The 13,488-nt window shown below is 57.1% G+C and carries 9 protein-coding genes; 3 read left to right on the forward strand and 6 right to left on the reverse strand.

Annotated features, from left to right (window positions below; translation table 11 throughout):
* Window positions 1-26: 26 nt before the first annotated feature.
* From PSR62_RS13340 to PSR62_RS13350, 3 genes are all read right to left on the reverse strand, one after another.
* Window positions 27-2,090, reverse strand: a complete 2,064-nt coding sequence (locus PSR62_RS13340; protein ID WP_274403502.1) for an aceric acid hydrolase — start codon at window positions 2,088-2,090, stop codon at window positions 27-29.
* A gap of 24 nt (window positions 2,091-2,114) precedes the next feature.
* Window positions 2,115-3,482: a pectate lyase gene (locus tag PSR62_RS13345; protein WP_274403503.1), complete on the reverse strand. Its 1,368-nt coding sequence runs from the start codon at window positions 3,480-3,482 to the stop codon at window positions 2,115-2,117.
* A gap of 90 nt (window positions 3,483-3,572) precedes the next feature.
* On the reverse strand, window positions 3,573-6,029 hold the full coding sequence (locus PSR62_RS13350; RefSeq protein WP_274403504.1) for a pectinesterase family protein: 2,457 nt from the start codon (window positions 6,027-6,029) through the stop codon (window positions 3,573-3,575).
* A gap of 366 nt (window positions 6,030-6,395) precedes the next feature.
* On the opposite strand from PSR62_RS13350, the gene PSR62_RS13355 reads away from it, so the two are divergent.
* Entirely contained in the window at window positions 6,396-7,220 is an 825-nt protein-coding gene (locus tag PSR62_RS13355; RefSeq protein WP_274403505.1) for a helix-turn-helix domain-containing protein, read from the forward strand.
* 79 nt (window positions 7,221-7,299) lie between these two features.
* Here PSR62_RS13355 and PSR62_RS13360 read toward each other — a convergent pair whose 3' ends face one another.
* Complete coding sequence (locus tag PSR62_RS13360) at window positions 7,300-8,676, reverse strand: sulfatase-like hydrolase/transferase (RefSeq protein WP_274403506.1); 1,377 nt, start codon at window positions 8,674-8,676, stop codon at window positions 7,300-7,302.
* A gap of 58 nt (window positions 8,677-8,734) precedes the next feature.
* Complete coding sequence (locus PSR62_RS13365; protein ID WP_443217269.1) at window positions 8,735-9,787, reverse strand: lipid-binding SYLF domain-containing protein; 1,053 nt, start codon at window positions 9,785-9,787, stop codon at window positions 8,735-8,737.
* Between the two features lie 401 nt (window positions 9,788-10,188).
* Between PSR62_RS13365 and PSR62_RS13370 the strand changes: the two genes are divergently transcribed.
* Complete coding sequence (locus PSR62_RS13370; protein WP_274403508.1) at window positions 10,189-10,782, forward strand: HdeD family acid-resistance protein; 594 nt, start codon at window positions 10,189-10,191, stop codon at window positions 10,780-10,782.
* Between the two features lie 184 nt (window positions 10,783-10,966).
* Complete coding sequence (locus PSR62_RS13375) at window positions 10,967-12,115, forward strand: SGNH/GDSL hydrolase family protein (protein WP_274403509.1); 1,149 nt, start codon at window positions 10,967-10,969, stop codon at window positions 12,113-12,115.
* A gap of 49 nt (window positions 12,116-12,164) precedes the next feature.
* Here the strand turns inward: PSR62_RS13375 and PSR62_RS13380 are convergent, their stop codons facing one another.
* Window positions 12,165-13,349 carry an Lpg1974 family pore-forming outer membrane protein gene (locus tag PSR62_RS13380; RefSeq protein ID WP_274403510.1) on the reverse strand — a complete coding sequence of 395 codons (1,185 nt, stop codon included), beginning with the start codon at window positions 13,347-13,349 and terminating at the stop codon, window positions 12,165-12,167.
* Window positions 13,350-13,488 lie beyond the last annotated feature (139 nt).

Genomic DNA, 13,488 nt, shown 5'->3' on the forward strand with positions numbered 1-13,488 from the left:
ATAGGAATTGGAGGATCTGGGCAGCTTCAATCGAGCGGTAGCCACACCGACATTTCAGACTTCCCACGGTTGGCCCAAGCGAAATAGGGAATGAGCTGGACTGCAACGGGGGTAGACGGTGTCGGATTGAATTCGCGGTAAAGTTGGTTTCGCCAAGGGCCGCTCTGCTTCAAACTCAGCTCCGCGTCGAGAACCGTGACTCCGTCGAGGAGTTCAGGCTCAAAACGTGGGATCAGTTCCGCGTTTTTCGGGACGCGAAGTTCTGCGAGCGAGGTGTCATCTGGAAGGTCGACCGATTCCAGGCAGTAAATGATGGGGCCACGTTTGACCGCCACGTGGTTGCGAGTCTCTTCCACGAGCGGATGCGACTCGATGAGGCGTGCGGGCATCGCGAAGTCCAGTTCGATGACTGTGCCCGGGCTCCAGACGCGTTCCAATGAAACGTAGCTGCCCGGTGTGAGGGGGGCTTCGGTTGGGACACCATCGATTTCGAGCGTGGCCGTGGTGGTCCAAGCGGGGATTCGTAGCTTCAAACTCAGCGGTTGGTTCTGGCACTCTGCGACGGTGATTTGAATGCGACCGTTCCATGGGTAGTCGGTGGTTTGTTCAATGCGAACGTGACCGCTGTTGGTGAGGTGGGTGTCCAGCGTGTTGCTGCCATACAAGTTGACCCAGACCGTGTCGTCTGATTTGCCGTAGGCGTATTGGCCAACACCAGCAATCGTCCGGGCCAGGTTGGGTGGACAACAGAACGATGTCACGAACGGCTTTCGGCCGCCGGCCCAACGCAAGGCGACCGGCGCCGTGTCAGATTGCCGAAGTGGATTGGTGTAGAAGAAGTTTGTGCCGTCGAGGTCGACACCCGACAGAACGGAGTTGTAGAGTGCAAGTTCCAAGACATCGATGTGTTTCGGATCGCCACTGGCGAGAAACATCCGCCAATTCCAAAGCACGTTGCCGATGTTTGCACAGGTTTCGTTGTGTGCCGTTGTGTTGGGGAGTTGGTAGTTGCGGCCGAAGGCTTGATGGACGCGAGTGATTTCGCGTTGGTTTTTGGATCCATCGGGAGAAGCACCATCATGCAGGGCACCACAACCACCGGTGATGTACATCTTTTGGTGGACGACGTTCTGCCAGATCTTTTCTAGAGACGACCACAAGGCATCGTCGCCGGTTTCCGCATACAGGTCGGCGATTCCCGCGTAGAGATAGGTGGCTCGCACCGCGTGGCCGACCGCTTCGGTTTGTTGCGTGAATGGCATGCGGTCTTGATTGTCGTCTCCCCCGTCGACGGTCAGGTCACGCATTTTGACCAGTCGCTTCGCGAGATCCAAGTATCGGGCTTCTCCGGTGGTGCGATACAGATCGAGCAATCCCATGTAGTGGGATGGGCAGATCGCGTGCCCCGCTTGTTCAGGCGTTGGATTGCGATAGGCGTCGTCGAGAAAGTCGGCGGCTCGTTGTGCGATGCGGAGCAAGCTGTTCTTGCCGGTCACTTGATGATGGACACACGCCGCCGTCATCAGGTGTCCCATGTTGTACATCTCGAAGTTGAAGCGATCGCCAAATGGCTGGACACTGTCATCGCCGTTTCGGTTGGCAATCAGAACGGGGGTGTGGATGTATCCGTCGTTTCGTTGTGCTTTGCCAATGATTGTGATGATCTCGTCGAGTCGTCGCTCCCAATTGTGGTCGTTGTCAACAGCTTGCAGCGAGCAGACCGCCTCCATCCACTTGTAGAAGTCACCGTCATTGAACGACGCCCCGCGGTACCTGCCTTCAGCCAACCCGGCTGCGATGCGGAAATGTTCCAGGTAGGGCTTGTACTGGGTGCCACGCATGATCTCCCACATCGCTGGGATCGTCTTTTCACGACAAGTCTGCAGGCGTTGGGCCCAGAAACCGTCGGTCCAGTTCACTTCCCCCACCACGATTGGCTCGACCGAACGGAGACCTGGTGGCGCCGTCGGTTGAGCGGAGGCTGTGAATGCAAGCGACCAGATGCCAACATAGAGTGCAAGGATTTTGCAAGCGATTCGCATGGTGCGTCGTCCGTTGCCAACGGTGATGTCGTGTTGAAGTGAATGCATCAGGGGCGTGTTGATTGGAAACGCCTATTGGATGCTGGCGATGTATTGTTCGAGCATGGTGTAGCCGGCGGGATTGAGTTGGTTCCCATCCTGAGCATCATTCGGATCCAATTCATGCTCTGCTTCCCATGCATCCGGGATGCCATCGTGGTCCGTGTCGGGAGCCGCGGTTGCGTTTTTGAGTTCAGGCCAGCCACCGACGTCCTGTTGCGAATCAATGATGCCAGTGATTTGAGTGTCACTGCTCACGCGTTTCTTGGTTTTGTAAACGCCTTCGTAGGTTGCCGAGCCATCGCGGACTTCTTGGATGATACGTGAATCGATCGAATCCCGTTTGGGCCAGGACGCTCCTGCATGCTGGAGAACGGCCTCGAATGCTTCTTCAGCGGTTTGTTGATTGATTGGCATCGCTACCCAGGGTTGGTCAAGTTGGATGAAGTTGTTGCCGCGAACACCGCTCCAGTTGTCCGCTGAGACCGAGGGGCTGCCCTCGATGACATTGTCGGCGACATACCAATGCCCCTTGTCGTCGGCGCCTCGGGACGATGGTTCAGCGAGCTCGGCAATCCGGGCGGGGTCCGTTGCGGGGCCGGGTTTGTAGTAGTTGGCGACCATGTTGATGTTGGTGAAGTTGAACTTGTCGTTCTGTCTCTTTTCGCCTCCATAGCAGCTTCGATAGCCCCAGTTGTACACCACGTTGTTGCGATAATCCGTGTTGCCGCATCCGGATGCGAATCGAGGGTTGCGACTGGAATGATGTGCGATCAGGTTGTGGTGGTAAGTGCTGTGGTTGGATCCCCAGATGCCGCCGAAACCGTGGTTGCTTTTGGAGTGGTTGGAGTCGAACAAACTTTCTGTGATCATGCACCACTGAACTGTGACGTTTTCACAGTGGTAGATGGACACTGTTTCATCGACGCTCCAGCTTGCCGACACATGATCCAGGATCAGGTTCTTGACGTATCTGGCGGAGATGGCGTCGGCGTCCTTCCCGGATTCATCCCCGAAGCGGACGCGGAGATATCGAATGATCACTTCATCGGCACTGATCATGAGTGGATAACCCCGGAGGCAAATTCCGTCTCCGGGTGCCGTTTGGCCAGCGATGGTGATGTTTGGGTTTCTGATTCGGAGGTCGCTGTTCAGCTTGATGGTTCCGGAGACTCGGAAGACGACTGTTCGCGGCCCCTTGGCCTCCACTGCCGCACGCAGGCTGCCATCGCCAGAGTCATTGAGGTTGGTCACTTCGAAGACCTTGCCGCCGCGACCGCCCACCGTGTGTTTTCCGTAACCTTCGGCGCTCGGAAATGCCAGCGGACTTTGTGCGGACGCGTCCGCCGCAATGAACAAAATGCCAACCATGGCGATGGCGTTGATGGATGGAAGAGGCATGGATGGATTCTTGGAAAAGAGTGGAGAAGGTGACGGTCTTCGGTGTCAAACGTTTTGGCAGTTCGTCGCTGTTGGCTGGCGGCTGTTTCATCATTCGATTTGGATGACGACTCGTTGGTAGCGGGTCAATGCCGGGGTGCCATTGTCGGTCACTTCGCAGACGACATGAATGGTTTCGCCTCGGTGGGCGGACTCGAGAACGGTGAACGAGGCGTCCTGTTCTGCGGAATCGTGGATTTGGATGGTTTCGTGGAAGGAGCCCGCTTCTCGGTAATGCCACCAGCGGTAGCTCAGTTCATCCCCGTCGGGGTCGCTTGTTCCCCTTGCACTCAGGACCACTTTCTCGCCCGGTTGCACCTGCTGATCGAGTGGCGTCGCGAGCTTGACCACAGGCGGGTGGTTGGCTTCGGCGAAAGACTTGACGCACCAATCTGCGCGGGAGGCAAAGTCATTTTGCATCGCTTCCGTCCATCGCCAAATTGGTTTCACGTACTGCGTCAGCTCGGGATCGTTCGTTCTGTTCTCACGAAGCCGCGAGCGTCCCCAGGCAGAGTTTCCGTACCAGCGCCCCTCGGGATAGCTGTAGTTCGGATCCGCGACAGGATCCAGCCAGGTGTTCTCGCGGACCTTGACGTACCGGCCGCCCCAACCGCCCCAGCCCGGTGATTCCATGCTGCGCAGTCCGACTGGGATCGTATGCAGGAAGGCGGGGGAGTCACCCTCGGATCGAAAATCGCCTGCGTCGAACCCTTTGTTGTCGCCCGTGTGAGCCGGGTAGAGTGCGCACAAGGGCCCGTGGTCTTCCAAGACATGGGGCTTCATCCATGCGCCGGTCAGGTAGGATTGCTGCTCCGCAGGAAGGTATTTCTTCCAGCGGTAAAAGATCGCGATGAACTGATCCGAGATGATCGTCGGAATGTTGTGCTGGCCCCAGTGAGGTCGAATGTAGGACTGGTACGTGGAGTCCTGTTCCCAGATGAAAAAGAACCGAATCTTGTTGGCCACCGATTCCATCTTTTCTGGATGTTCCGACTCGATCGTCTTCAGGGCGCGAGCGATCGTGTTTGTTCCGCCCCAGGCTTGAATCCAGATTGGGCGGTTGTCGGTTTCATCTAACAGAACCTTCACGATGTGTTGCGATCCGGGCGTGATTTCATCCATCTCGCCTTCGGTCCGGACGTTGCCAAGGAGGGTGCGGGACTGAAGGAACTCCGCGGTTGGGTACTCCGGGTCATGTTGGATGAGGTTCGGGTAGACCTTTGAATAGGCCGCCAAGAATGGTTGAATCCAGTCATCGCCGGGCCACCTGTGATCGTGGGCGTGATACTGGGAACTCGACGTGATGATTCCCTCGATCTCCCATTCATTGGCGTACAACAGAAAGCGCACCAACGAACATTGATCATCGATTTCGCCGTCACTGGTGACCAACACGCGTGGTTTTGGTTTCGCGGTCGGAGTGTCGGCTGAAGTGCGGTTGGCTATGGAGGTTTGGGCATTGTCGGCTGGTGGCTGAATCGCTGAGGACAGTGTCGCGATGTCTGGGACCCAGTCCCCTTCCAGCTTCACGGCGGTGGTGCTGCTCGCCTTGAAGATGTTTTCGGGAGTGTACAAGGCACTTTCGGTCGCTGTCAGTTGCCGAGTCCATGGCAAGCGTTGGTCGGGTTGGTTGCCCGGACCGCGGTTGTTGTATTCCGCATAGTACGCGGTTTGGTGATTGGTTCTCCCTCGCCATTCCGACCACCCTTCCGCGCGAAGATGGGACCCCAGTTCACAATTCAAGTAGACGACACGAGCCGCGTTGCCCCAGGGCCGTCCCAGGGACGCTTTGGAAACCTGTTCGTCGGGGTGTTTCTTGATCACACAGTTTTGAAACACATATCCAAATTGGTTGACGTGCTTGGCGTCCTTCAGCTTCTGGCTGTGAGCCGTGATGTGCGAATTGCGACGATTGACAATCGTGCAGTCTTCAAACAAAGCGATTCCGTCGCCATAGATGAAGTCCGTCGTGCCTTCGATGAGACAATCCTTGTGATAGGATCGCTTGTTCCGGCCGGTGTAGTAGGTGTCCTGGAAACCCATGATCCGGCAGCGATAAAAGGCCGCTCGATCGCCGTCAACTCGCAACGCCGCCGCTTGGCCGCCACGGACACCGGAACGGCTGTCGATGGTGTTCTGAAACGTCAGGTTGGCGGCAAAGAAGTCGTCCGCCAAGATCCGAGTGCTGGCGTAGTCGGACGACTTTCCGGCGTAGTCGTCAAACGTGAGGATCGTGGTCTCGGGTGATTCGCCGATCAGGGTCAAGCGTTGCCGGTCTGAAGGAACTCGAATCTTCTCTTGGTAGACACCGGGACGGACGAAGATCACTGTGCGTTTGGGGTGGTCCGTTGGTGTCGCCTCGATCGCTTCTTGCACGGTCCGGAAATCCCCGCTGCCATCCAAGGCAACCACAAAATCGGCTGTGTGCGCTGGGAGGTGATCGACCAATCCGATCAATAGCAAAGCCGTGAGGCAAACGAAGGCTGTTTTTCGAGATGTTTGAATCATGTGGGCATTCAAATAGGAGTTTGTTGTTTGCGGTGACGCGATCGGGCGCGAGCGATCTGGTGATTCAATGCGTGGCTGGCTCCCAATTGCTCGCGAAGCAGGTGTCATCGGGGATGAAGCTGTTTGACGATGGACACAGTTCCCACGCGCAACCGGGGCGAACGCCCAAACGGCTCACGAGATGAAACCCAATCATTCCTGCGTACCTGCTAAACAAGTTTGTTGAGCAACGAAGTTGTTCCGGCCGGACTTGCAATTTGACAGTCCGTTCGTACCGCTTTGTTGCACCTGATGGGATTAGACTAAGCTTCGTTCTCCCGGGAGTCTCCTTGTTTGGGGCCGATAAGTAACGGAATTCTAAGGTCGATGAAGCAGTTCGATACGACTCGCCCCGAGTTTGCCCCCTATGGCTTCACCTGTGAAAGGTGGCTGCCTGTCGCGATGCCGCGTGCCGATCGGCACAGCGAAATCGAGCTGAATTTCTTAGCGTCCGGGTCGCTGACGTACTTGGTGGGCGGACACAGAGACACGATCCACGCCGGGCAGATGGGGCTCTTTTGGGCCGCCATTCCTCATCAAATTGTTGAGTTTGATGGGGGCGAGCCCTATTTCGTGGTGACGTTGCCGCTGAATGAATTCATGCGATCTGGGATCGACCCCGACATTGTGAACCGAACCCTCCAAGGCGAGGTGTTGATCAGTTCAGATCATGACGAGAGAGACTTCGCGTCTTTCCGGCGATGGGAGTCTGACTTGGCAAGTCAGGATCTCGCGCTGTCTCGTGCCGCACAACTCGAGATTCAAGCTCGTCTGCTTCGCTTCGCTCGTGACAAGTCGATTGGTGGGACCGGGGAGCCGGCAGGGGATCTCTCGAGTGCCGATCAGTTGGCTTGCTACATCGCTCGCCATTTTCACCAGGCGTTGACGTCCAAGGCGATCGCGGAGGCGGTCGGATTGCATCCGAACTATGCCATGAATCTGTTTCGAAAGACGTTTGGCATCTCGATCACCAGTTTCATCACTCAGCATCGCTTGTCGGAGGCCCAACGATTGCTTGTGACGACCAATCAATCGGTGCTCGATATCAGTTTGGCGTCAGGGTTTCAAAGTCTCAGCCGCTTCAACGAAGTGTTTCGAAAGACGTGCGGGTGTTCCCCCAGAAAGTTTCGAGCGAACCACCGCGATCCGTGATGTCGTTCTTTCGGAGGTCACTTTGGTGAACGTTCCGGGACGATTGATTTGTCATCGAAACAGCAAATGCATCGGCAGCTCACTGTGTGATCGGTTGCCCAGTGGCATCCAGCAGCGGTGGTTCGTCGACCCCTGACATCGCATCGGCAATCCGCTGCCGAAGTTGTTTGATCGCGGCTTTGTCTTCGGCGGTGGTCTGGTCCCGGTCGATGGCGATCTCTTCCAGTGGCCGATCTGTGAGACGGAATAAGCGGCCATCGCGGAAGTACTTGTGCGTGCGATTGAGTGCAAACACTTCCCGAGTGAATTGCGATTTGTCTTCGCCTGGACGAGGGTCGTACCAAAAGAACAAGGACTCTTTGTGCGGGCCGTCTTTGCCGAACAATTCTGGCGCGAAACTGATGCCGTCCATCGTTGGGTCTTCCGCCACTTTGCCGCCTGCCAGTTCAACCAACGTCGGATAAAAATCGGATGCGTCGATCAGCTTGTCACTCACACGGGGCTGGATATGCCCAGGCCACGACACGATCAAAGGGACGTGGATGCCGGTCTGTTTGGTCAGCCCTTTGCCTCCTTGGATTGACCGTCCATCGGAAAGCTTGGAAACCACTTTCAGGTGCGTTCCGTTGTCACCGTAAAAGATGACGACCGTGTTCTCTCGCAAACCATTGGACTGCAGCCCCTGAATCAAGTTCCCAACCGCAACGTCCATGTACTCGACCATGTCCTTGAAGTACCTCAGTTGCTCCACGACTGGTTGGGATGGATCCCAGTCGTCGCTGATTGGCGTTGGGACAAATGGCCAGTGCGGCAGAGCCATGGGGTAATAGACGAACGCCGGCTCATTGCGATCTTGCTTGAGGAAGTCGATTGTCTTTTTCACCCAGACATCTTCGCCAAATTGGCCGGGATAGGTTTTCAGCTCACCGCCCTGCCCTGCTTCGCCTTCCAGCATGGTTGGGTTGGCGTAGCGTGAGCCTTTGTCTTCGGTGTGCAAGGCGTGGTACAGAGCGTATCGGTCAAAGCCCGCGTCTTGGGGATGCATTCCGGTTCCGCGGCGTTCTTCTGACCCGGGGTATCCGGGCGGGTCGTAGGATTGCAATTGCCACTTGCCAAAGATCGCCGTGGCGTAACCTTCCTCCTTCATACGGTGACCAAAGGTTTTCACGTTTGGATCGAGGATTCCAAATGTCTTCCAGTTGCGATGGTTGTACTTGCCCGACATCAATTGAACACGAGTCGGGGTGCACAGCGGTTGCGAATACGCGTGTGTGAACCGGACTCCATCGCTGGCCAACTGATCCAGGGCTGGCGTGTCGTAGGAGACTCCGCCGTAACACCCCAGTCCTTCCATGCCGATGTCGTCGGCCATGATCAGCACGATGTTGGGCCGCGAATCGTCGGCGGACGAAATGGTCAGCGGAAGGCAACCAAGAAGGATCAGGAGAAAACGCATTCGACAATTCGCTCAGGGATGCAGGCTTGGGGAAGGAGCGGGACAGCTCCCAGGATAATCAACGATTCTCCGGCGGAGGTGGCAGCTGGATCGTTTGCGCGTTGGGGGTCAGTGCGTGCTGGTAGTACTTGAGCAGACTGTAGACGGATTGGAATTCCGGGCGTGCCGCCAAGGAGGCATATTGCGGGTCGTTGGCGACTTGGTCGTAGCGTGCAACCGTGGCCGCCAAGGCTTGGGGATCAGGGGCTTGGTTGGGATTGGCGGACAGCGGCAGTGCCAAGTGCGCTGTCCATTGGGGATCCAGCAGTTTGAACAACTCGGGAGCGATTTGCAGCAATTGGTCCTGCAGTACCGCGGGCCGATCGCTTCGGTATTGTTGAGCGAACTGCGATTGGGGTTCGGGAGGCGTGACCTGGGCTTGTTGACCAGCGTAACGGGCAACGGCCTGCGTCAATTGGGCTGCCGAGGTGGGGATGACCACCGGTTGTCCAGGGGCGGGGCTTTGGTAGTACATGCCGGTTGCGACTTGATCGACCCGCACGACGGTTCCATCAATCGAGACGCCGGCGAACAGGCCACGGCTTCGAGAGTAGGTGTAGATTTCCGCTTGCAGTTGACCGTCGGTGGCCACGGCGGCTTGACGTCCGACCGGGCCCGCTGCTGCGGATGCGTCACCACCCAGCGTGAGTTTGCCGGACAAGATGCCTTGCACGCTGCGCGCCGTTTTGAAGACCAGGATGATGTCCGAGGCTTGCACGCCGACTTGCCAACCGACATTGCCACCCGTCAAGGTGATGAACACAGGGGCGTGCCAGGTGCCATCGGGATCACGGATGAAGAGCAGTCCTTTTCCATGTCGAGCTCCGACGATGAAGCTGCCTTTGATCACGTTGGGGACGATCGCGACCCCGTGGCAATCTTGCAGCATCTGAGCCGGGATTTGGCTCAGGGGCGAGGACATGGTTTCATTCAGGACGGCGGTCGCGGATTGGACCGTTTGTTCCTCGACCACCTGGGCTGAGACGGGCTGCGTCCATCCGACCAGGATGATAGCCGCCGCCATCGCAATGCGCCGAGAGAAGCAAATTCGCGGTTGGGGAGAGGACTCCATCGTGCACATTCCTTGGGTAAAAGCGTTCTCATTCGAGAACGCTCGTTCGGGTGACCGGTTGGGGCCGCCGGAGGCGATCAAATCGTCGCGGTGGCGGCGTCGATTCCCCTGCCATTGTGGGGCCGGAGGGCCGTGGAGGCTACTCCATCTGCCTTCCCCTGCCCCGCGATTGGGAAAGAATGTGAAGCGTCGGCAAGGGAGAACGTTTTGTTGGCAACGACGACACCTTGTTGGGAAATTGCTTCACGCGTTTTCGAAACGGTGCTTTGGTCGGTTGGATAGACGCTCACAAAGTGCGAAGATGCGGTTCGAAGCCGCCAAAAAACGCCGGATGCCACGTTGGCATGGTCAGCTTGTTTCAGTGCGTTGGCGAGCGATGTTCACGACAAAGGAAATGAAAGATGTCTGATTCGGAACCGAAGGATCCCCTGCGGAACGTGCTCGTTGATGTGGCGTCACTCTGGTGGTTGCCGCTGATCCGAGGTTTGTTGTTGTTGGTGTTGGGGATCTACGCCTTGTTTCAACCCGGGATGACCTTGGCAACGTTCGCCCAGGTCGCAGGATTCTTCTTGGCCTTCGATGGGGTCATGGCCATCATTGCGGGAGCGGTCGGCGACACCCCGTCCCGGATGGGGACAATCGTCCGGGGTGTGATCGAAGTCTTGGCGGGGGTGTTTGTGTTCGCCAACCCAATGCTGGTCGCAGGGTTGACGGCAACGATCGTGATCAGCGTGATTGGCGCGATGGTGATTGTCTCGGGCGTGGTCGAAATTGCGGCCGCGATTCAAGATCGCCGGCACATCCAAGGCGAAGGTTGGTTGATCTTGGCCGGGATTCTTTCCGTGTTGATCGGCATTGCTCTGTTGGTCGCACCGATGGGATTTGGGCTGACGTTGGTGCGGGTTCTGGGAGCGTTGGCGATTGTCTCCAGCATTGCGATGATCGCGTTCGCGTTCCGATTGAGATCGTTGGGAAGCCGGATCTCTCAGGGCTAAACGCCCTGTGCGATGAAGGGAACAGGCTTGCTGAGACGATCCACCCTGCCCTGCCCCACACTGAGCGAGCCTGGGCGACTATGTTGGTCAGCCGCTTCTTGCTTGCAAAGAAGCGGGATTGATTCTCAAGAGAATCGGTCTCCCTCCCCTCCCCTCCCCTGCCCCGTATGAAAAGTGGTTCCAAATGAAGACTCGTTGGTTCATCCTCGTCGCTGTGCTGCCTTGGTTTGTCGTTCCAGTCAAGGCTCAAGAAAAAGTCGTCGACTCGATCGGCAATCTGGATCCGGAGATGGCAGCCGGCCGAACCGTCGAAGACGGCGTCGCTTGGTATGACGTAGAGGAGCAGAACATCGAAGGACGAATCCTGCCCGATCAAGAACGGGCGCGATGGTTCGATCGCTTTCCTGTTTCTGCCAATGGTTCGGTGACTTCAAACGTTTGGAACCTGAGTCGTCATTCGGCGGGCATGATGGTTCGCTTCAAAACGGATTCCACTGCCCTTCATGCTCACTACAAACTGCTCAACAGCAGTTTGGCGATGCCGCATATGCCCGCAACCGGAGTCAGCGGGGTGGACTTTTATGCTCGCGACGGGGAAGGCAATTGGCGATGGGTGCAGGTCACTCGCCCGACATCGCAAGAGGTCAAGGCAAAGGTCATCGATTCATTGGCACCGGGGATGCGTGAGTACGCCGCCTACCTGCCTCTGTACAACGGTGTCGAGTCTTTGAAGATCGGGGTCTCGCCGGACAGCAAGTTTGAGCAGTTGCCGCCCCGCGAAAAGCCAATTGTGTTTTACGGGACCAGCATCACGCATGGAGCCTGTGCGAGTCGTCCGGGAATGGTGCACACCGGGATCCTGGGACGCCGTTTTGATCGTCCAGTCGTGAACCTCGGGTTCTCTGGCAACGGAAAGATGGACGCGGAGGTGGGCGACTACTTGGTTCAGATTGACGCCGCGGTCTACGTCATCGATTGCTTGCCCAACATGAATGCGGCGATGGTGTCAGAAAAATGTGTTCCGTTGGTCAAGCAAATCCGCAAAGCGAAACCCAACACACCGATCGTTCTGGTGGAAGATCGCCGGAACACGAACAGTTGGATCTTGCCCGCACGGGATGCTCATCACACCGCGAATCACCAGGCCTTGCAGGCCGCGTACAAGTCACTGCTGGCCGACGGCGTGACTGGGCTGCACTACATCGCCGGCGATGAGCTGTATGGAACCGATGGCGAGGGCGCAACCGATGGCTCTCACGCCAGCGACCTTGGCTTTATGCGTCAGGCCGACGTTTTTGATCCCGTGCTTCGAAAAGCAATGGGTGGGGAGTGAGTTCCGAAGCGGTTCCGGCTCCCAAATCGCTGTCTACCCAATCCGTTGTCTACCAAACCAACTGAGATCCCACGGTCAAACCAAGGAATCCAAGGTTGTCGTCCATCGGCGAGTCTCCGTTGAGGCCGCCGTCGGGGCCAGTGAACACGCCCGTTGGGTTGGGTCCGCCGACGCCGTTGTAGTGCATGGCTTCCATCGCAACGGTCATTGAGAAGTGATCCGTCATCACGATCCGAAGCCCCATTTGCATCTCGGCGTTGGCAACCAAGGAGTCCGCCGAGTCGTCGCCGGGCCGCAAGTCAATGTCGCCGATGGTTTGGCGAACGTTGCCCAGCGGCGTGAGGCTGTCCGTGGCAGAGAACTTGCGGGCCCCGTAGAGCATTGAGCCGCGAAGGTTCGCGAAGAGTTGCAGGTTTTCAACAGGCAGGACATGGTTGATATGCAATGCCATTGTCGGCCCCATCCCACGGAATTGCGAGTGGCCTTGAATGGTGCCCTCGTCGGTGGAGGCGAAGTAACCTTGAGCGACTTTGGCGTACCGAATGCCGGCGTAGAAATCCACGGGGTTGGCAATTCGGCGTTGGAGTTCCCAGTCGATCACGTCGGTGCGCACAGTGCTTTGAAATTCGCCTTCGTTGATGAAGGCGAGTCCGGTCAGGATGTCACCGTTTTCGATGAAGTAGCCTGCCGTGCCTTCGTTGCCGGTTGGGATCAATCCATTGGCATCATTGGCGATCAAGCCGTCGGAGTGACGGAATTCCCAGAATCGAACTCGCCAACCAAGCGTGTCGTTCGCGGCGTCGCGGCCAAATTGAACGCGGGGACTGTGCTCGACTTGCCAGGGGAACCCGATGTGTGAGAACCCGTCATCGGTTTGCACGATGATCGCGGTGCTGTTGCTCTGAGTGGGTTGGACGAGAACGCTTTCAAAGCTGGCAAACAGGCGTCCTTCTTCCGGTCTTGATTGAAGCCCCAATTTCGCTCGTTGCAGCGTGTTGCGACCCGAGAATCGATCGGATTCCAACTCTTGGATTCGCATTTGCATCTCTGCGAATTGGGATTCCAGATCGATCGGTTGAATCTCGCTGAAACCAACCGGTGCTGCTTCGCTTTGGAAATCGTTTGTACCGGAACCCTGGATGTCCGACAGGGTGAGCACAGGATCGTCGTCGGCACGGAGAGGACTTGTCCATCCAAACGCAATCAGAATCAGGCACAGTTGCGAGCACAACAAGGCCCGTTTCAAGTTGCGAAAATCACGCGGTGGTTCAAGGCGGTGCACGTCAAGATCGCTTTCGTTTTGAGCGAGCGGCGAACGTTCGCGGTCACGAAGGCGTTCGTTGGAGGTGAATCAGGTTGTCGTAAGGTCTTCT

This window comes from Rhodopirellula sp. P2, assembly GCF_028768465.1.
Classification (GTDB): Bacteria; Planctomycetota; Planctomycetia; order Pirellulales; family Pirellulaceae; genus Rhodopirellula.